An 18679-nucleotide genomic window follows, 5' to 3' on the forward strand; every position below is an offset into this window, starting at 1 on the left:
GTGACGCAGGGACCGCTCACCACGGAGGCCGGCGCGCCGGTCGCCGACAACCAGAACAGCGAGACCGCGGGCGTCGGCGGTCCGGTACTGGTCCAGGACCAGCTGCTGCTCGAGAAGCTCGCGCACTTCAACCGCGAGCGCATTCCGGAGCGCATCGTGCATGCGCGGGGCGCCGGTGCGTACGGCACCTTCACCCTCACCCGTGACGTCTCGCAGTGGACGCGTGCCAAGTTCCTCTCCGAGGTCGGTAAGGAGACCGAGACGTTTCTGCGGTTCTCCACCGTCGCCGGAAACCTCGGTGCGGCCGACGCGGTGCGTGACCCGCGGGGCTGGGCGCTGAAGTTCTACACCGAGGAGGGCAATTACGACCTCGTCGGCAACAACACCCCGGTGTTCTTCATCAAGGACGCCATCAAGTTCCCGGACTTCATCCACACGCAGAAGCGCGACCCGTACACGGGCAGCCAGGAGGCTGACAACGTGTGGGACTTCTGGGGGCTGAGCCCGGAGGCCACGCACCAGGTGACCTGGCTCTTCGGTGACCGGGGCATCCCGGCCTCGTACCGCCACATGAACGGCTACGGCTCGCACACGTTCCAGTGGAACAACGAGGCCGGCGAGGTCTTCTGGGTCAAGTACCACTTCAAGACCGACCAGGGGATCGAGAACCTGACGGCTGCCGACGCCGCGAAGCTCGCCGGTGAGGACCCCGACTCCCACCAGCGCGACCTGCGCGAGGCCATCGAGCGCGGTGAGTTCCCGACCTGGACCGTGCAGGTGCAGATCATGCCGGCGGCCGACGCGGCGAACTACCGCTTCAACCCGTTCGACCTCACCAAGGTGTGGCCGCACGAGGACTACCCGCCGATCGAGATCGGCAAGCTGGAGCTCAACCGCAACCCGGAGAACATCTTCGCCGAGGTGGAGCAGGCGATCTTCAGCCCCGCGCACTTCGTGCCGGGCATCGGTCCCTCGCCCGACAAGATGCTCCAGGGCCGTCTCTTCGCGTACGGCGACGCGCACCGCTACCGCGTCGGCATCAACGCCGACCACCTGCCGGTGAACCGCCCGCACGCCACCGAGGCGCGCACCAACTCGCGTGACGGCTTCTTGTACGACGGTCGGCACAAGGGTGCCAAGAACTACGAGCCGAACTCCTTCGGCGGTCCCTTCCAGACGGACCGGCCGCTGTGGGTGACGTCCGCCGTCACCGGTGGCACCGGCAACCACGAGGCCCCCTCGCACGCCGAGGACACCGACTTCGTGCAGGCGGGCAACCTCTACCGCCTGATGTCCGAGGACGAGAAGGCGCGGCTGATCGAGAACCTCGCGGGCAACATCGCAGGTGTCTCGCGCGACGACATCGCCGAGCGCGCGATCAACAACTTCCGCCAGGCGGACGGTGACTTCGGCAAGCGCTTGGAGGCCGCGGTCCAGGCCCTTCGCGGCTGACGGGGCTTGTCGTAGGGAGAAAAGGCGGGCCGGATCCCTTCGGGGGTCCGGCCCGCCTTCCGTATCCGGACGGAATCGGCTCAGGCCGTCAGCGTCGGTGTGCCCCTGCGGTTCGGGGCCCAGCAGCGGATGATGTCGCGGACGGAGACGATGCCGGTCGGTTCGTTGCCGTCCATCACGATCAGGTGCCGGAAGCCGCCGTGCGACATGGCGTCCGCGGCCTCCTCCAGGGTCCACGCCGGGGTGGCGAAGACGACGTCGGTCGTGGTGTGGGTGCCCGCGGTCTCGATGTCGGGGTTCTGCCCCGCGCCCAGCGAGTTGAGGACGTCGCGCTCGGTCAGGATTCCCAGGCCGCAGGTGTCGGGGTCGAGGACGACGGCCGCGCCGACGCGGCGCGTCGACATCAGCCGGGCCGCCTGGCGCAGGGTGTGGGCGGGGCCGATGGTCAGAACCATCGTGCTCATGGCGTCGCGGACGAGCATGGGCTTGAGCCACCTCCTGGGTGGATCGCTATGAGAAGCGATTCACAAGTTCACAAGTGGGGGGACTCTCAGAGTCGCAGCCATGCGGGTCGTCAACAAGGGGGCGCGTGCTGCCAGTTCAGGGCGTGCACCCGTGTGGCGTACGCCGTCAGTAGCGCTGGTTGAGGTAGCCGAGCAGCTCGTCGTGGAGCAGGCCGTTCGACGCCGCCGCGTTGCCGCTGTGCGGGCCCGGGGTGCCGTCGAGGCCGGTGAAGGTGCCGCCCGCCTCGGAGACGACGATCGCGGTCGCCGCCATGTCCCAGAGGGAGAGCTCGGGCTCCGCGCAGATGTCGACCGAGCCCTCGGCGACCATCATGTACGGCCAGAAGTCGCCGTAGCCGCGGGTGCGCCAGACCGCGCGCGTGAGGTCCATGAAGCCGTCGAGGCGGCCCTGCTCCTCCCAGCCCGTGAGCGAGGAGTACGCGAATGAGGCGTCCTGCATCCGCGAGACCTGGGAGACCTTGAGCCGCGAAGCGGAGGTCAGGCTGCGCCCGGTGTACGCGCCGCCGCCCTTCGCCGCCCACCAGCGCCGGCCGAGCGCGGGCGCCGAGACGACGCCGACCACCGGCTGGTAGCCGCCCTCCCTGGCCTCCATCAGGGAGATCAGCGTCGCCCAGACCGGCACGCCGCGTACGTAGTTCTTGGTGCCGTCGATCGGGTCGATCACCCAGCGGCGCGGGCCCGTGCCCTCGATGCCGTACTCCTCGCCGAGGATCGCGTCGCGCGGCCGGGCGCGCTGCAGCGAGGAGCGGATCAGCTCCTCGGCCGCTTTGTCGGCCTCGCTCACCGGCGTCATGTCCGGCTTGGTCTCGACCTTCAGGTCGAGGGCCTTGAACCGGTCCATCGTCGCGGCGTCGGCGGCGTCCGCGAGGACGTGGGCGAGACGCAGATCATCGTGGTAGTCGGGCATGGGTGAACAGTATCGATCTCGTTCTGCCTGAGCCACAGCGCCGTATGTCCGGGCCATTCCCGGACATGACGCATACGGAGCGGGCTCACGCCGGAGCTATTGACAGTGCCCCCGAGCGCGTCAACTCTGGCCGCAGAGCCGCTCGGCCCATGGAGGCGACGATGCCTGCAGCTCGGGAATCCTTACTGGACGCGGCCTATACGGCGCTCGCCCGCCGCCCGTGGCCGGGGGTGCGCATGGTGGACGTCGCGGCGGTGGCCGGGGTGTCCCGGCAGACCCTCTACAACGAGTTCGGCAGCAAGGACGGCCTCGCGCGCGCCCTGTTGAGGCGCGAGACCGACCAGTATCTGCACGGAGTGGAGCGCGCGCTCGCCACGGAGGGCGGCCCCGTGGACCGGCTCGCCGCCGTGACGTCCTGGACGATCGGCGCCGCGCGCGCGAACGCCCTGGTGCGGGCCATGCTCACCGGCTGCTGGGGCGAACGCCTGCCCGCGCCGAGCCGCCCCGGGGTCTCCTCGTCGCCCGTGCCCGCACAGCGGCGCGCGGACGCCGGTGTCCCGACGCCCGCCGAACTGCTCGCCCTCGTACGGGACAAGGCGGTGCACGCGCTGAACGGCAGGGCACGTCCGAAGGACACCGAAGAGCTGGCCATGGCCTGCGAGAGTGCCGTGCGGATGGCGCTTTCGTACGTCATCGCGCCCTCGCCGAAGGGTGAGGACCCGGTGGAGCTGGTGCGCGGGGTCCTCGGATTGTGGAGCAACCCGTGACCGGCGAAAAGACCGGTGTCAGTGCGCGGAGCCCGAGAGCTGGAGGCCGATGACGCCGACGATGACCAGCGAAATCGAGACGAGCTTGAGGGTGGAGACCACGTCACCGAGGAAGATCATTCCGTAGATCGCGGTGCCCGCGGCGCCGATGCCCGTCCAGACCGCGTACGCCGGACCCACGTCGAGCTTGCGCAGGGCGAGGGTGAGCAGGCCGAAGCTGCCGAGTGCGAAGGCGGCGAAGGTGATGGTCGGCCAGAGTCGGGTGAAGCCGTGCGAGAGCTTCAGGCAGACCGCGAAACCGGTCTCCAGGAACCCGGCGACGATGACCAGCAGCCACGCCATGTATCTGCCTCCCGCAACTGAACGTTCCGTGACCGCTTCGCCTGGCTTGGAACAGGCTTGGTGCGATTATGCACTTGCCACTGTGCCCGGGGCGCAAACAACGGTGAGGTCAGTCGCCGTCGCGTCGCTCCCGCGTCGCGAGCAGCCTGCGCAGTGAGTAGAGGCGCGCGGGATCCGCGTGCCCGTCCGTCACCCACTGGTCCAGGGCGCAGTCCTGCTCGTCGTGGCTGCACGCGCGCGGGCAGCCCTCCGTGCCCGGCACCAGGTCCGGGAAGGCGAGGATGACGCGGGACGGGTCGACGTGGTGGAGGCCGAAGGACCGTACGCCCGGAGTGTCGATGACCCAGCTGTCGGAGCCTTCGAGGGGCAGCGCGAGGGCGGACGTGGTGGTGTGCCTGCCGCGGCCCGTGACGGCGTTGACAAGGCCGGTCGAGCGCCTGCGGTCTTCGGGGACCAGCGCGTTCACCAGCGTCGTCTTGCCCACTCCGGAGTGGCCGACGAACGCGGTGATCTTGCCGTCGAGCACCTCGTGCACCCGGGCGAGCTCCGCGCCGTCGGTGAACTCCTCGCGGCTGGTGACGACATAGGGCATGTCGAGCGTGGAGTAGGTCTCCAGGATCTTGTCGGCGGACGCCAGGTCGGACTTGGTCAGGACGAGGAGCGGCGTGAGACCGCCGTCGTACGCCGCCACGATGCAGCGGTCGATCAAGCGCGTGCGCGGCTCCGGATCGGCGAGGGCGGTGACGATGGCGAGCTGGTCGGCGTTGGCGACGACCACCCGCTCGTACGGGTCGTCGTCGTCGGCCGTGCGCCGCAGGACCGAGGTGCGCGGCTCGATGCGCACGATCCGCGCGAGGGTGTCCTTCTTGCCGGAGAGGTCACCGACGAGCGCGACCCGGTCGCCCACCACCGCTGCCTTGCGGCCCAGTTCGCGGGCCTTCATGGCCATCACGATCCGGTCGTCGACCAGGACCGTCAGACGCCCCCGGTCGACGGTGAGGACCATGCCGTCCGACGCGTCTTCGTGCTTGGGCCTGATGTGGGTGCGGGGGCGGTTGCCCTTGCGGTTGGGGCGGACGCGGATGTCGTCCTCGTCGGGGTTCTTTCCGTAGCGGCGCATGTCTGGATCAGCCCGTCAGTTCCCGAGCATTCCGGTCCACAGGTCGGGGAAGTCGGGCAGCGTCTTCGCCGTCGTCGCGACATTCTCGATCTGTACGTCCTCCACGGCGAGGCCGATGATGGCGCCCGCGGTGGCCATGCGGTGGTCGTCGTACGTGTGGAAGATCCCGCCGTGCAGCCGGCGCGGGCGGATGTGCAGACCGTCGGCGGTCTCCGTGACGTCACCGCCCAGTTCGTTGATCTCCTTGGTGAGCGCGGCCAGGCGGTCCGTCTCGTGCAGGCGCAGGTGGGCGACGCCGCGCAGCGTCGAGGGGGAGTCGGCCAGGGCCGCGACGGCCGCGATGCCGGGGGTGAGCTCGCCGACCTCGCTCAGGTCCACGTCGATGCCGTGGATCGAGCCGGAGCCGGTGAACACCAGGCCCTGCTCGGTCAGCTCGCAGGAGCCGCCCATCTCCGTGAAGATCTGGCGCAGCGCGTCGCCGGGCTGCGTGGTGTGCGCGGGCCAGTCGGGGATCGTGACCGTGCCGCCGGTGACCAGGGCCGCCGCCAGGAACGGCTGGGCGTTGGAGAGGTCGGGCTCGACGGTCAGATCGCGGCCGAGCAGCGCGCCGGGGGTGACCCGCCACACGTTCGGCTCGCCGCCCGACTCCGGGGTGTCCACCTGGGCGCCGATCGCGCGGAGCATGTCGACGGTCATCCGGATGTGCGGCATGGAGGGCAGCGCGGAGCCGGTGTGCCGGACCTCGACGCCCTGGTTGAAGCGCGGGCCCGAGAGCAGCAGGGCGCTCACGAACTGCGATGACGAGGAGGCGTCGATCTCGACCGCGCCGCCGTCGATGCCACCGCCGCCGTGCACGGTCAGCGGGAGGGCGCCGCGGCTGTCGTCGTCGATACGGGCGCCGAGGGCGCGCAGGCCGTCGATCACGCCGTGCAGCGGACGCTCGTAGGAACGGGGGTCGCCGTCGAAGCGGATCGGGCCGTCGGCCAGGGCCGCGACCGGCGGCAGGAAGCGCATGACCGTGCCCGCGTTGCCGACGTCGACCGTGGCCGGGCCGTGCAGACCGGAGGGGATCACGCGCCAGGCCTCGCCGGAACCGTCGGGGCCGCCCGCGACGGAGGAGCTGGACGACACGGTCTCCTCGATGCCGACGCCCATGGCGCGCAGGGCGCCCGCCATCAGGAGCGTGTCGCGGGAGCGCAGCGGGCGGCGGAGCCAGCCCGGCTCGGCGGCGAGGGCGGCGAGGACGAGGGCGCGGTTGGTGACCGATTTGGACCCGGGCACATGGACCGTCGCGGCGACGGCTCCGCTCGCGTGCGGGGCTGGCCAGAGGGTGCTGTGCGCTGGGTTCACGGTCATGCCCACACTTTAGTGGCTGACGGTGACGCCGGATCTTGATCAAATGTGGTGAAACCCAGGCGAAACAGAGAACTGGTAGAGGCCAGAGCCCTGCGGGACCTCTCAGATCCCCGCAGGATTTCTCACAGACCGAGCAGCCAGCGCCCTCCGCCTATCAGTGAGCACAGTGAGACGGCGTGGAAGAGGAAGAGCCACATCCCCGCCGGGACATGCGTGAGCCGCGACAGCTGGTCCGCGTCCGAGTCGCCCGCGCCACCGCGCCTGCGCTTGGACTGCAGCTCGAAGGCGGGACGTACGCCGCCAAGGAGCAGGAACCACACCACCACGTACGCGAACGCCGCCTGCACCTGCGAGCTGGTCAGCCAGGAGACCAGTAGGAAGGCGCCGCCGGTGATGATCACGGTGAGGGCGCCGTACGCGTTGCGGATCATCACCAGCATCGCGATGAGCAGCGCCGTGGCGATCCACAGGAAGGCCGTGATGCGGTCCGCGGCGAGCAGCGCGGCGCCGCCGAGGCCGAGCAGCGGCGGCGCGGTGTAGCCCGCCGCTGCGGTGAGGATCATGCCGATGCCGGTGGGCTTGCCGCGGCTGACGGTGAGGCCGCTGGTGTCGGAGTGCAGCCGGATGCCGTCGAGGCGGCGCCCGGTCAGCAGGGCGATCAGGCCGTGGCCGCCTTCGTGCGCGATGGTGATCGCGTTGCGGGCGAGCCGCCAGACGCCGTGCGGGACGACGACGGCGAGGGCGACGACGCCGGTCACGATGACGAGCCACTCGTCCGGGGCGGCCTGCGTCCCGAAGACCCGGTCCCAGAGGTCGGCCAGGCTGGCGTTCGCGGTGCTCTGCATTGCTTCGACCGGCTCCTTCTGACGTACGGGGTCTGGCAGTCTGGCACGTATGTGCGGACGGTATGCATCGAGTCGTAGGCCCGAGGATCTCGCAGGAATCTTTGAGATCGAGAAGTGGGAGCCCGAGGAGGCGCTCGCCCCCGATTTCAACGTGGCCCCCACCAAAGAGGTCTACGCGGTCCTTGACCGCCCACTGAAAGACGCCGATGACCGCCGCCCGGTTCGCCAGCTGCGCACGCTCAAGTGGGGCCTCGTGCCGTCCTGGGCCAAGACGCCCGAGGGCGGCGCCCGGATGATCAACGCGCGCGCCGAGACCGTGTACGAGAAGCCCTCCTACCGCCGGGCCTTCGCCGCCCGCCGCTGCGTCATCCCGGCGGACGGCTACTACGAGTGGGTCACCGCCGCCGGCGAGCGGGAGCTGGAGGTCGAGGGCAAGAAGAAGCGGCCGCGCAAGCAGCCGTACTTCGTGACGCCGGCCGACGGCTCGGTCTTCGCCATGGCCGGGCTCTACGAATTCTGGCGGGACAAGACGCTGCCCGACGAGCACCCCCTGGCCTGGTGGGTGACCTGCACCGTCATCACCACGGAGGCGGAGGCCACACCCCTGGCGGTCGCGCCGAAGGAGGGTCCGCGCTCGCTGGCCGACATCCACCCGCGGATGCCGCTGATGCTGACGCCGGACCGCTGGGGCGCCTGGCTCGACCCGTCCCGGACGGACGTCGACGACCTGCGGCCGCTCCTGGAGCCGCCGCCGCACGGACTGATGCGGGCCTACCCGGTGTCGACGGCGGTCAGCAACGTACGCAACAACGGCCCGGAGCTGCTGAAGGAGCTGGAGGGGCCCGAAGAAGGCACACTCTTCTGATGTGACCAAGAGTGTGACCAAGAGTGTGACCAAGAGTGAGATCGCATCGACGGACGCCGGTGACGCGCGCATCACCTGGCACCCCGCGCCCAAGAGCAAGGCCCGGCTGGTGCTGGCCCTCAGCCACGGCGCCGGCGGCGGCATCGAGGCGCGCGACCTGAAGGCCATCGCCGCCGCCCTGCCCGCGCACGGCGTGAGCGTCGCCCTCGTCGAGCAGCCCTGGCGGGTCGCGGGCAAGAAGGTGGCGCCCGCGCCGAAGACGCTGGACGTCGGATGGCGGGGCCTGTGGCCCGCGCTCACCAAGCCCGGTCTCCCGGTGATCGCGGGCGGCCGCAGCGCGGGGGCCCGCGTCGCCTGCCGCACCGCCACCGAACTCGGCGCCGTCGCCGTGCTCGCCCTCAGCTTCCCGCTGCACCCGCCGGGCAAGCCGGAGAAGTCACGCGCCGACGAGCTGCTCGGCGCCGGGGTGCCCACCCTCGTCGTGCAGGGCGGCAACGACTCCTTCGGGAAGCCCGCCGAGTTCCCCGAGGGGACGTACGAATTGGTGGAGGTGCCCTTCGGAGACCACGGGTTCGCGATCCCCAAGCGCGCCCCGATCGACGAGGCCGAGGCCATGAGGATCATCACGGATGGCGTCACACGGTGGACGGGAATGTTGGGTGCGTGACCTCTGTTGTGCCGAACAGACGTTAAACGCTGTTCGTACGAGAGGAAGTCCGCCGCATGGGTTCGACCATCTGCCCGAGCCGCACCAGTGCCTCTGACCTGGAGTGGACGGTGCTGAGCGCACCCAAGACCGCTCCTATTCGAGCGGCGGCGGTACCGGATCGTCGTCTATCCTCCGATTCGAGTGGGGCTGCATTCGGTCTCACCACGTCTTTGGAGGAGGTGGGTCCGGTCACTGGGACCGACGCAGGGGCCGAGAACGGCCAGGCGCAGCCCGAGGAGACGCAGGCGGAGCGCACGGCCCGCTTCGAGCGGGACGCCTTGGGCTTCCTCGACCAGATGTACTCGGCGGCGCTGCGCATGACGCGCAACCCGGCGGACGCGGAGGATCTGGTGCAGGAGACCTACGCGAAGGCGTACGCGTCGTTCCACCAGTTCCGTGAGGGCACCAACCTCAAGGCGTGGCTGTACCGCATCCTCACCAACACGTTCATCAACTCGTACCGCAAGAAGCAGCGCGAGCCCCAGCGCAGCGCCGCCGAGGAGATCGAGGACTGGCAGCTCGCACGCGCCGAGTCGCACATGTCCACCGGTCTGCGCTCGGCCGAGTCGCAGGCGCTGGACCACCTGCCCGACTCGGACGTGAAGTCCGCGCTGCAGGCGATCCCCGAGGAATTCCGCATCGCCGTCTATCTGGCCGACGTAGAGGGCTTTGCGTACAAGGAGATCGCGGACATTATGGGGACACCCATCGGTACGGTGATGTCCCGGTTGCACCGCGGCCGTCGCCAACTGCGCGGCATGCTCGAGGACTACGCCCGCGACCGCGGCCTCGTCCCCGCCGGCGCCGCGTCAGAGTCGTCGAACGAAGCGAAAGGCTCAGGCTCATGAGCTGCGGAGAGCCGCACGAGACGGATTGCAGTGAAGTCCTGGACCATTTGTACGAGTTCCTGGACCGTGAGATGCCGGACAGTGACTGCACCAAGTTCGAGACGCACTTCGAGGAGTGCTCTCCGTGCCTGGAGAAGTACGGCCTTGAGCAGGCGGTCAAGAAGCTGGTGAAGCGCTGCTGCGGCCACGACGACGTGCCCGTCGACCTGCGGGCCAAGGTCATGGGCCGGATCGATCTGATCCGCTCGGGCGAGGCAGTGCCGGAGCATGATGTGACGGAAGCCTGAGCTTCCTGTAGTTGATCGTTGGCAGGCCGTGACGGAAACGCGTCACGGCCTGCTTTCTTTCTGTCCACTGTCACTCGTACGTGCCAATTTCCGCACGCGGGGCTCGGAGTGGGGGGTAGTCGTTCTACTCTCCGGACCTCGGAACTTGGTCATTCGGAACTTGATCATGGGGTTCACGGGGAGGAGACAGTGCCATGCGGTCCATCGCTCCGTGGGCCCGCGCCTACATCCTGTGCGTCGCCCTGGGCGCCGCGGCCTGTGCAGCGCCCGCGCTGAGCGCGCGCACGCCGTGGGCCGCCGTCGCGCTGCTCGCCGTGCTCTACGCCGGGTGCGAGCAGGCCTCGCGGTGCCGGGTCATCGGCCGCCGCGCGCCGGGCGGCCTCGGCACGTTCTTCCCGGTGCTGCTCGCCGCCGTGTTCCTGCTGCCGCCCGCAGGCGCGGCGCTCGTCGCGCTGCCGGGAGCGCTGCTCGCCCGCGTGGAGCGGCGGCCCCGGTGGGTGCGCAGAATCTGGCGCGCCGCTCAACTCGCCCTGGCCGCCTGGGCGTCGGCCCGGGTGTACGGGGCGTGCGGCGGGCCCGCCGCGGTGGCCGCGGCCGATTTTCCGTACGCGCTCGCGCCCGCGGCGGCCGCCGTCATCGCCTTCTCCGGCGTACTGACCGTCCTGGACGGCGGCATCCTGGCGACGGCGGAACGGGTGCCGGTGCGGGCCGCGTGGCGGGGGCTCTTCCTGCGGTCGTTCGCGCCCGTCGCGGTGCACGGGCTCGCCGGGCTGATGATGGCCGTGCTGTGGCGCAGCCCCTACGGGCCGCTCGCCGCGCTCCTCGTGCTGCTTCCGATGGGCGTCTCCTGCTGGGTGTTCGCGCAGTACCACCGCGAGCGGGCCGCCCACCAGGCCACGATCCGTGCGCTCGTGCAGGCCGTCGACATCAAGGACCGGTACACCCGCGGGCACAGCGAGCGGGTGGGGCGGGCCTCCGTGATGATCGCCCGCGAGCTCGGCATGACGGACGAGCGGGTGGAGAGCCTGCGGTTCGCCGGGATCCTGCACGACGTCGGCAAACTCGGCGTGCCGACGCGGCTGTTGCGCAAGGACGGGCCGCTGACACCCGAGGAGCGGCGGGTCATCGAGCTGCATCCCGAGTACGGACACGAGATGGTGCGCGGGATCGGGTTCCTGGGGGAGGCGCGGGCGGCGATCCTGCATCACCACGAGCGGATCGACGGGAGCGGGTATCCCTACGGGCTTGTGGGGCGGCAGATTCCGGAGTTTGCGCGGGTGGTGGCTGTTGCGGACGCGTTTGACGCCATGACGTCCACCAGGTCCTACCGGCGAGGGCGGCCTGTCGATGCCGCCCTCGCCGAGTTGTCCCGCTGCGCGGGGGTGCAGTTCGATCCTGTGATGGTTTCCGCGTTGCAGCGGGCGCTGGAGCGGTATGGGTGGAATCCGGAGGTGACTGCTGATGTCGCCGGGGGTGTGCCGTCTCCCCGGCGGGGGGCTCCCGGTGTTCCGGCGGCACCGGGTTCGGCAGCGCGGTGAGCGCCGCTTCGTCGGAACCCGGCAGTTGGCGTTCTGCCCACCCTTCCCCAAGCTCTCGGCTTCGCTCGAGCAGGGGAGACCCCACTCGCCGTGCGGAACGCCTGCCCACAACGGGGACGACGGTGGTTGTTTATGGCGCCGCGGGCATCCTCACCCTCATCGCCCTCGCCCTCACCCTCTGGCACGGCGTCACCGAAGGTGGCGTCGCGCTTGCCTTTGGAGGGCTTGTCGCTGTGGGGGAGCTTGCCCGGTGGACGGCCGGGGGGAGTGATCGGGAGCCCGCGCCGCTCGGGGCCGCGGGGGCTCTCGCGTACGCGTTGCTCGGGGAGATCGGCGGGCGGGCCACGCATCACGGCGTGCTGCAGGTGATCGCCGTCGTGGTCGCCGCCGCGCTCGTCGGCGCCGTACCGCATGTGGCGCTCGGCAAGGGGCCCGCCCTTGACCATGTGGCCCGGCGGGTGCTGACCGTCGGGTTCGCGGCGGTGTGCTTCCAGCCGCTGTACAACTCGGGGAAGTTGGAGGAGTGGGTGGGCAAGGGGCCCGCCTTCGCCGCGTTCATCGTCGGGCTGCTCGCCCTGACCGCCCTCTGCGACGCCGTGCTCGCCGCGGCCATGGCGCACGCCCGCACGGGGTGGCCGTTCGGGCCGATCCTGCGGGACGAGCTGCGGGCCATGCTCGGCATCGGGTCCGCGGTGTGCGCGACGGGGGCCGTCATGGCGCTCGCGGTCGCCGTCGCGGGGCTCTGGGCGCTCCCCGTGTTCAGCCTCCCGCTGCTGCTCACCCAGCTGTCCTTCCGCCGGTACGCCGCCGTGCGGACCACATATCGGCAGACCATCGCCTCGCTGGCCCGGGCCACCGAGATCGCCGGGTACACCCCGCCGGGCCACGCACGCCGCGTCGCCGCGCTCAGCAGGGCGGTGGGGCGCGAGCTGGGGCTCCTGGAGCCGGACCTCGCCGTCCTGGAGCACGCGGCGCTGATGCACGACATCGGGCAGCTCTCCCTGCTCGACCCGGTGCCCGCGGGGGCGACGGCCGCCCTGCCGGAGGCGGAGCAGCGGCGCATCGCCCTGCTCGGGGGCGCCGTGGTGCGGCAGACGGGGGTGGACGGGGACGTCGCCGTGGTCGTGGAGCGGCAGGCGGATCCGTACCGCGACCAGCCGCTCACCGCCCGTATCGTGCGGACGGCGAACGCATACGACGAGATGGCGCGGGGAGAAGGGCCGGGAGGCCCGCTCAACGCCCTGGAACGGCTGCGCCTCGCCACCGGCCACGACTATCAGCCGGAGGTCGTGGAAGCCCTGGCCAGGGTGCTCGCGAGGGGGAAATAGCCGTGTCCCGCAGGGGCTCCGGGCGGGCGGGCGTGACCGCGTGCCCGCTGGGTAACCCATGGGTAATGAGCGGTCGTCCGACCGTACGTGGTTGGATGCGAAGAGGCCCTCGAACACAGCAGGATCTCTGGAACTCAGTAACTGGCAGGCGGGAATCGTGAGGATCTTCGGCAAGGGACGGCACCGGCCCTCCGCCTCATGGCGGCAGGCCACCGACCGCGCCTTCACGCTGATCGGCGACGGGCGGTACGAGGACGCGGGCGCGCTCCTTACCCGCGCGGCGGATCTGGAGCCCTGGCTCTCGGAGTCCTGGTTCAATCTCGCGCTGCTCCACAAGTTCCGGCACGACTGGGAGCAGGCGCGGGCCGCGGGCCTGCGGGCCGTCGCGCTGCTCGACCGGTCCGCCGGCGCCCCCGACTGGTGGAACGTGGGGATCGCCGCCACCGCCCTGCAGGACTGGCCGCTTGCCCGCCGCGCCTGGCAGGCGTACGGGCTGCGCGTTCCTGGCGGTGTCGCCGCCTCCGGTGAGCCGACCGGCATGGACCTGGGCAGCGCCGCGGTGCGCCTTTCGCCCGAGGGTGAGGCCGAGGTGGTGTGGGGGCGCAGGCTCGACCCCGCGCGGATAGAGGTGCTCTCCATTCCGCTGCCGTCCTCCGGGCGCCGCTGGGGCGAGGTCGTGCTGCACGACGGCGTACCGCACGGCGAGCGTTCGACGGCGGCCGGGCACTCCTACCCGGTCTTCGACGAGATCGAGCTGTGGGCGCCCTCACCGGTCCCCACCTGGGTGGTTCTCCTGGAGGCCGGCACCGAGGACGACCGGGACGCCCTGGAGAAGCTCGCCGCCGACGCGGGCTTCGCCGCCGAGGACTGGTCCTCGTCCGTACGGCTGCTCTGCCGGATGTGCTCCGAGAGCCGGATGCCGAGCGACGAGGGCGACGGCGAGCACCTGGACCCGCACGACCACAGCGAGCCGGGCCATCCCGGGCCGCTCGGCCACCGCAGCCCCGGCGCCCTGTGGGTGCCCGAGCGGGAGTGCGGCATCGCGGCGCCCGCCGCCCTGGTGCGCGGGCTGCTCGACGGCTGGGTCGCGGACAGCCCGGACTCCCGTGACTGGCGGGATCTGGAAGAGGTCTGCTGACCGGTGCCCGTAGGCTGTACGGGCACCATCTCTTGTGGGATCCCAGGAAGGCGTACGTCGGACAATGGCGCAGGACACTGAGCAGCAGGCCTCGGGCGGGGTGCTTCCCGTCGGCGACGAGGGCTTCGTCATCGACACGGAGGACTGCGAGGAGCGGGAGACGGCCTACCGCGAGCGGGGCACGGCACGGCCCATCACGGTCGTCGGCAACCCTGTGCTGCACAAGGAGTGCAAGGACGTCACCGCCTTCGACGACGAGCTGGCCAAGCTCGTCGACGACATGTTCGCCAGCCAGCGGACCGCCGAGGGCGTGGGCCTGGCCGCCAACCAGATCGGCGTGGACCTGAAGGTCTTCGTCTACGACTGCATGGACGACGAGGGCACGCGGCACGTCGGTGTCGTCTGCAACCCGGTCCTGCAGGAGCTGCCCGCCGACCGCCGTCAGCTCGACGAGTCGAACGAGGGCTGCCTCTCCGTCCCCACCGCGTACGCGGAGCTGGCCCGCCCCGACTACGCCGAGGTGACCGGGCAGGACGAGAAGGGCAACCCGATCAAGGTGCGCGGCACGGGCTACTTCTCGCGCTGCCTGCAGCACGAGACGGACCACCTGTACGGCTACCTCTACATCGACCGCCTCTCCAAGCGGGACCGCAAGGACGCGCTGCGGCAGATGGAAGAGGGCACTCCGCGCTACCCCGTGGTGGCCAATGACTGACACGCGCGACGCCTGAGAGGCGTGGGAACCGCGTGACACGAGCGGCCCCTGGTCGGGAACTCCCTCCCGACCGGGGGCCGTTCGCATGAGCCGTTCGCATGTGCGAGCAAAACCAGCTGCTCGTGATCCATATTCAGTCACATAAGGGGATTCTCTCGGCACTGGGGGGTAGTGAATGGCGCAAATCTGTTCCCTGAACGGTCAGTTGTGGTGCTGAATGGAAAGCGCGGGGATACGCAACGGCGCGCGCCCGGTACGGCGGGAGGGGCGTGCGTCACCAGGCGGCTGAGAGGGGTTTGTTCGTGCGTGCATATTCCGGAAGCACATCACAGAAACAGCCGTGCACGAGGCCACACGCGCAGACGGTATCGGTACCACCGGCGCTGGCCGTTCCGGTGATCGAAGCAGCGTTTCCTCGCCGTCTGCATCCGTATTGGCCCAAGCTTCAGGAGAAGTCCAGGACATGGCTGCGCGAAATGCGGCTGATGCCTCCTGACAAGGTCGAGCGGTACGCGGACAGCCTCTGCTACACCGATCTGGTGGCGGGCTACTACATTGGCGCGCCCGACGAGTTGCTCACCGCCATAGCCGACCTCAGCAGCTGGTTCTTCGCGTGGGACGACCGGCACGACCGGGACTCGGTGCACGGCAGGGCGGCCCAGTGGCGGCGGCTGTGCCGGGGCCTGCATGGCGCCCTCAACGACCCGGAGGAGTATCTGCACCACAGGGATCCGTTGGTCTCCGGCTTCGCGGACTGTGTGCGACGGCTGTACGCGTTCCTGGGCCCCAGCTGGAACGCACGCTTCGCCAGGCACTTCCACCCCGTGATCGAGGCGTACGACCAGGAGTTCAGGAACCGGCGCTGCGGGACGGTGCCGCCCGTCGAGGCGTACATTGAACTGCGCCGGCTGACGTTCGCGCACTGGGCGTGGATCGACCTCCTGGAGCCCACCGCGCGGTACGAACTGCCGCGGGCGATAAGGAAACATCCCGCATACCGGCGGGCGGCGCTTGCGACCCAGGATTTCTCCGCCTGGTACAACGATCTGTGCTCGCTCCCCAAAGAACTCGCGGGAGATGAACTGCACAATCTCGGGATCAGCCTCATACAGCACGAGGGATTAACGCTCGAAGAGGCGGTGAGGGAAGTCCACAGGCGCGTCAGTCAGTGCGTCGCGGATTTCCTCGTGGCCGAGGAGGAAGTCCTGCTGCTCGCCGATAAATTGGCGGACGGATCCGAAAAGGGCCGAGAGCTCGGGGAAGCCCTTGAATCATGCGTCTTCAATATGCGGAACTGGTTCTCTTCCGTTTATTGGTTCCACCATGAATCCGGCCGCTATCGCGTGGACAGCTGGGACGACAGGTCCATGCCTCCCTACGTCACGGAAAACCAGCTGGTGGAAAAGCCCATGGCCGAAAACGAACTGGTAGGTGAAGAATGAGCGTCGAATCCACGATACCCGCGCCCGCCGCGTCCGGATCGGAGCCGCCGCTCGTCGGCGGCGGCGCACCGCTCATCGGTCACGCCTGGCACCTGATCCGCGACCCGCTCGGCTTCCTGACCGCGCTGCGGGACCATGGTGATCTCGTACGCATCAGGCTAGGACCCAAGACGGCGTACGCGGTCTGCGATCCGGAGCTGGTCGGGCAGATGCTCAAGAGTCCGGAGTACATCGTCGGTGGACCGCTCTGGGACACCCTCGAAGTGCTGCTCGGCAAGGGCGTTGCGACCAGCAACGGCAAGCTGCACCGGCGTCAACGGCGCATGATGCAGCCCGCGTTCAGGCCCGAGCGGATCGCCGACTACGCCAAGGTGATGGAGGAGGAGGCGCGCGCCACGGCGGCGCGCTGGGACCACGGCCGTACGGTCGACATCAGCGCGGAGATGTTCCGCACCGCCGTGCGCATCGTCTCCCGCTCGCTCCTGGAGGTCGAATCGATCGGCGAGAAGGCGGACCGCATCGCCGATTCGCTGCACACCGTCTTCGAGGGGCTCTACCGGCGGATGATCCTCTCGGTCGGGCCGCTCTACCGCGTGCCGACCCAGGGCAACCGCCGCTTCCAGAACGCGCTCGACGATCTGCACGCGCTGGTCGACGAGATCATCACCGAACGCCGGGCGAATGATTCGGGCCAGCAGGACCTGCTGGCCGAAATGCTTCGGGCGCGCGATGAAACGGGTCAGCCGCTCGGCGACCAGGAGGTCCACGACCATGTGGTCTCGCTTGTCGTCGCGGGCGCCGAGAATGTCGCGTCGACCCTGGCGTGGACGTTCCAACTGCTCACCGAACACCCGGAGCAGGAAAGGCGGTTGGTTGAAGAGGTAAATTCCGTCGCGCCGGGCCGGGAGATCACATTCGCGGACCTCAAGAACCTGCCGCACACCCGGAATGTCGTCACCGAGGCCATGCGTATACGACCTGCCGCTTGGATATTCACGCGCAGGTCCGTAGCCGAAACGAACCTCGGCGGCTACCGCATTCCGGCCGACGCCGACATCGTGTACAGCGTGTACGCGATGCAGCGCGATCCGCGGTCCTTCGAGCGGCATCTGGAGTTCGACCCGGACCGCTGGAATCCGGAACGCGCAGGTGACGTACCGGAGTTCGCGATGATGCCGTTCAGCGTCGGTAACCGAAAGTGCCCGGGCGACCACTTCTCGTTGGCCGAACTCGCCATCATCCTGGCGACGGTGGCCCCGAGGTGGCACCTCTCGCCCGTCCCGGAGACCGACACCGGAACGAAGATCGGCATCACGCTGCATCCGAAGCGTCTGGTCCTTCGCGCCGAGCGGCGCTGACCGCCGGTCCGCGGAAGGTGCGGCGGTAGGCGTTCGGCGTGGTGCCGAGCGCCCTCAGGAACTGGTGGCGCATCGCCGCGGCGTTGCCGAAACCGGCACGCCCGGCGATCGCGTCCACCGTCTCGTCCGAACCCTCCAGCAACTCCTGTGCAAGCAACACCCGTTGGCGAAGGAGCCAGCGGTAGGGCGTGGTGCCCGTCTCCTGCTGGAAGCGGCGCGCGAAGGTGCGCGGCGACATGTGGGCGCGCTCGGCGAGCCGCTCGACGGTGATCTCCGTGTCGAGGTGGCGCTCCATCCAGGCGAGCACCCCGCCGACGGTGTCGCACGCCGTGCGCGGCAGCGGCCGCGCCACGAACTGCGCCTGGCCGCCGTCGCGATGGGGCGGTACGACCATGCGCCGGGCGATGGCGTTGGCGACCTCGGTGCCGTGTTCCCGGCGCACGATGTGCAGGCAGGCGTCGATCCCGGCGGCGGTCCCCGCCGATGTGACGACGGAACCCTCGTCCACGTACAGCACATCGGGCTCGACGTGCGCCCGCGGGTAGCGCACCGCGAGCTCCCTGGAGTGCTGCCAGTGCACGGCGCAGCGACGCCCGTCGAGCAGTCCCGCGGCGCCGAGCACGAAGACGCCGGAGCAGACGGACAGGACGCGGGCGCCGCGGTCCACCGCGCGGCGCAGCGCGGCGAGCAGATCCTCGGGATAGTCGCGGCCCACGAACGACTGTCCTGCCGGCACGGCGATGAGGTCGGCCTCCTCCAGGCGGTCGAGGCCGTACGGCGTGGTGATCGAGAACCCCGCGTGGTTGCTCAGCACCCCGCTCTCCGCGGCGACCACCGCGAAGTCGTACACGGGAAGGCCCTCGTCGCTCCGGTCGAGGCCGAACACCTCGCAGACGACGCCGAGTTCAAAGGGATTGACGCCGTCGAGCAGCACGACGGCCACGTTTTTCAGCATGTACGCAGTGTGCCGCGACCTTGGCAGGAAGTCGATGGTGTGTGACAGTCCTGCCACTCACGCCGGGGTCCGGCACGCACGACAGTGAGGACATGAACACATTCCTCGGATACGTGACCGTCCTGACCGTCTTCCTCCTGCTGGCCGCACCCGCGCTGGTCGGGTACGTCCACGACCGCCGGA

Annotated in this window: 19 protein-coding genes; 12 read left to right on the forward strand and 7 right to left on the reverse strand. The window is 69.9% G+C overall.

What is annotated here, in order from left to right:
* Positions 1-1452, forward strand: coding sequence for a catalase (locus tag OG453_RS24575; RefSeq protein WP_266870629.1), 1452 nt, complete (start codon positions 1-3; stop codon positions 1450-1452).
* Between the two features lie 80 nt (positions 1453-1532).
* On the opposite strand, the gene OG453_RS24580 is transcribed toward OG453_RS24575, so the two are convergent.
* Positions 1533-1934, reverse strand: a complete 402-nt coding sequence (locus OG453_RS24580) for a cyclic nucleotide-binding/CBS domain-containing protein (RefSeq protein ID WP_266870630.1) — start codon at positions 1932-1934, stop codon at positions 1533-1535.
* 148 nt (positions 1935-2082) lie between these two features.
* Positions 2083-2883 carry a histidinol-phosphatase gene (gene hisN / locus OG453_RS24585; RefSeq protein WP_266870631.1) on the reverse strand — a complete coding sequence of 267 codons (801 nt, stop codon included), beginning with the start codon at positions 2881-2883 and terminating at the stop codon, positions 2083-2085.
* 161 nt (positions 2884-3044) lie between these two features.
* On the opposite strand from hisN, the gene OG453_RS24590 reads away from it, so the two are divergent.
* Positions 3045-3650 carry a TetR/AcrR family transcriptional regulator gene (locus OG453_RS24590; RefSeq protein ID WP_266870632.1) on the forward strand — a complete coding sequence of 202 codons (606 nt, stop codon included), beginning with the start codon at positions 3045-3047 and terminating at the stop codon, positions 3648-3650.
* A gap of 18 nt (positions 3651-3668) precedes the next feature.
* Here OG453_RS24590 and OG453_RS24595 read toward each other — a convergent pair whose 3' ends face one another.
* The 4 genes from OG453_RS24595 to OG453_RS24610 form a co-directional block, all read right to left on the reverse strand.
* On the reverse strand, positions 3669-3992 hold the full coding sequence (locus OG453_RS24595) for a multidrug efflux SMR transporter (RefSeq protein WP_160507132.1): 324 nt from the start codon (positions 3990-3992) through the stop codon (positions 3669-3671).
* 109 nt (positions 3993-4101) lie between these two features.
* The gene (gene rsgA / locus OG453_RS24600; protein ID WP_266870634.1) at positions 4102-5112 is read right to left on the reverse strand and encodes a ribosome small subunit-dependent GTPase A; all 1011 of its coding nucleotides are present in this window, start codon (positions 5110-5112) and stop codon (positions 4102-4104) included.
* A gap of 15 nt (positions 5113-5127) precedes the next feature.
* Positions 5128-6468, reverse strand: a complete 1341-nt coding sequence (aroA, locus tag OG453_RS24605; protein WP_266870635.1) for a 3-phosphoshikimate 1-carboxyvinyltransferase — start codon at positions 6466-6468, stop codon at positions 5128-5130.
* Positions 6469-6590: 122 nt separating this feature from the next.
* Entirely contained in the window at positions 6591-7313 is a 723-nt protein-coding gene (locus tag OG453_RS24610) for a M50 family metallopeptidase (RefSeq protein ID WP_266870636.1), read from the reverse strand.
* A 49-nt stretch (positions 7314-7362) separates the two neighbouring features.
* Between OG453_RS24610 and OG453_RS24615 the strand changes: the two genes are divergently transcribed.
* The 10 genes from OG453_RS24615 to OG453_RS24660 all read left to right on the forward strand — a co-directional run bounded on the left by OG453_RS24615 (position 7363) and on the right by OG453_RS24660 (position 17541).
* Positions 7363-8178 carry an SOS response-associated peptidase gene (locus OG453_RS24615; protein WP_266870637.1) on the forward strand — a complete coding sequence of 272 codons (816 nt, stop codon included), beginning with the start codon at positions 7363-7365 and terminating at the stop codon, positions 8176-8178.
* 1 nt (position 8179) lies between these two features.
* Positions 8180-8845 carry an alpha/beta family hydrolase gene (locus OG453_RS24620; protein ID WP_266870638.1) on the forward strand — a complete coding sequence of 222 codons (666 nt, stop codon included), beginning with the start codon at positions 8180-8182 and terminating at the stop codon, positions 8843-8845.
* Between the two features lie 221 nt (positions 8846-9066).
* Positions 9067-9735: a sigma-70 family RNA polymerase sigma factor gene (locus OG453_RS24625; protein WP_249587852.1), complete on the forward strand. Its 669-nt coding sequence runs from the start codon at positions 9067-9069 to the stop codon at positions 9733-9735.
* A complete protein-coding gene (gene rsrA / locus OG453_RS24630) occupies positions 9732-10022 on the forward strand; it encodes a mycothiol system anti-sigma-R factor (RefSeq protein WP_135334984.1) in 291 nt (96 codons plus the stop codon). Before OG453_RS24625 ends, rsrA begins: the two co-directional genes overlap by 4 nt.
* A 194-nt stretch (positions 10023-10216) precedes the next feature.
* Positions 10217-11560 (forward strand): HD-GYP domain-containing protein, encoded by a 1344-nt coding sequence (locus OG453_RS24635; protein ID WP_266870640.1) that lies wholly within the window; start codon positions 10217-10219, stop codon positions 11558-11560.
* A 122-nt stretch (positions 11561-11682) separates the two neighbouring features.
* Positions 11683-12888: an HD-GYP domain-containing protein gene (locus OG453_RS24640; RefSeq protein ID WP_266870641.1), complete on the forward strand. Its 1206-nt coding sequence runs from the start codon at positions 11683-11685 to the stop codon at positions 12886-12888.
* 157 nt (positions 12889-13045) lie between these two features.
* On the forward strand, positions 13046-14026 hold the full coding sequence (locus OG453_RS24645) for a hypothetical protein (protein WP_266870642.1): 981 nt from the start codon (positions 13046-13048) through the stop codon (positions 14024-14026).
* A 64-nt stretch (positions 14027-14090) separates the two neighbouring features.
* Positions 14091-14741 (forward strand): peptide deformylase, encoded by a 651-nt coding sequence (gene def, locus OG453_RS24650; protein ID WP_266870643.1) that lies wholly within the window; start codon positions 14091-14093, stop codon positions 14739-14741.
* 302 nt (positions 14742-15043) lie between these two features.
* The gene (cyc1, locus tag OG453_RS24655; protein ID WP_323178666.1) at positions 15044-16183 is read left to right on the forward strand and encodes an epi-isozizaene synthase; all 1140 of its coding nucleotides are present in this window, start codon (positions 15044-15046) and stop codon (positions 16181-16183) included.
* Complete coding sequence (locus OG453_RS24660; protein WP_266870646.1) at positions 16180-17541, forward strand: cytochrome P450; 1362 nt, start codon at positions 16180-16182, stop codon at positions 17539-17541. Before cyc1 ends, OG453_RS24660 begins: the two co-directional genes overlap by 4 nt.
* Here the strand turns inward: OG453_RS24660 and OG453_RS24665 are convergent.
* Positions 17495-18496: a helix-turn-helix domain-containing protein gene (locus OG453_RS24665; RefSeq protein ID WP_266870647.1), complete on the reverse strand. Its 1002-nt coding sequence runs from the start codon at positions 18494-18496 to the stop codon at positions 17495-17497. The two genes, OG453_RS24660 and OG453_RS24665, sit on opposite strands and share 47 nt — an antisense overlap.
* Positions 18497-18679 lie beyond the last annotated feature (183 nt).

Source organism: Streptomyces sp. NBC_01381, assembly GCF_026340305.1.
Taxonomy (GTDB): Bacteria; Actinomycetota; Actinomycetes; order Streptomycetales; family Streptomycetaceae; genus Streptomyces.

Excerpts from the sequence above, each read along its gene's own strand:
- OG453_RS24580 (WP_266870630.1), bottom strand. The coding sequence starts at position 1,934 with ATGCTCGTCCGCGACGCCATGAGCACGATGGTTCTGACCATCGGCCCC.
- hisN (WP_266870631.1), bottom strand. The coding sequence starts at position 2,883 with ATGCCCGACTACCACGATGATCTGCGTCTCGCCCACGTCCTCGCGGAC.
- OG453_RS24590 (WP_266870632.1), top strand. The coding sequence starts at position 3,045 with ATGCCTGCAGCTCGGGAATCCTTACTGGACGCGGCCTATACGGCGCTC.
- OG453_RS24595 (WP_160507132.1), bottom strand. The coding sequence starts at position 3,992 with ATGGCGTGGCTGCTGGTCATCGTCGCCGGGTTCCTGGAGACCGGTTTC.
- rsgA (WP_266870634.1), bottom strand. The coding sequence starts at position 5,112 with ATGCGCCGCTACGGAAAGAACCCCGACGAGGACGACATCCGCGTCCGC.
- aroA (WP_266870635.1), bottom strand. The coding sequence starts at position 6,468 with ATGACCGTGAACCCAGCGCACAGCACCCTCTGGCCAGCCCCGCACGCG.
- OG453_RS24610 (WP_266870636.1), bottom strand. The coding sequence starts at position 7,313 with ATGCAGAGCACCGCGAACGCCAGCCTGGCCGACCTCTGGGACCGGGTC.
- OG453_RS24615 (WP_266870637.1), top strand. The coding sequence starts at position 7,363 with ATGTGCGGACGGTATGCATCGAGTCGTAGGCCCGAGGATCTCGCAGGA.
- rsrA (WP_135334984.1), top strand. The coding sequence starts at position 9,732 with ATGAGCTGCGGAGAGCCGCACGAGACGGATTGCAGTGAAGTCCTGGAC.
- OG453_RS24635 (WP_266870640.1), top strand. The coding sequence starts at position 10,217 with ATGCGGTCCATCGCTCCGTGGGCCCGCGCCTACATCCTGTGCGTCGCC.
- def (WP_266870643.1), top strand. The coding sequence starts at position 14,091 with ATGGCGCAGGACACTGAGCAGCAGGCCTCGGGCGGGGTGCTTCCCGTC.
- OG453_RS24660 (WP_266870646.1), top strand. The coding sequence starts at position 16,180 with ATGAGCGTCGAATCCACGATACCCGCGCCCGCCGCGTCCGGATCGGAG.
- OG453_RS24665 (WP_266870647.1), bottom strand. The coding sequence starts at position 18,496 with ATGCTGAAAAACGTGGCCGTCGTGCTGCTCGACGGCGTCAATCCCTTT.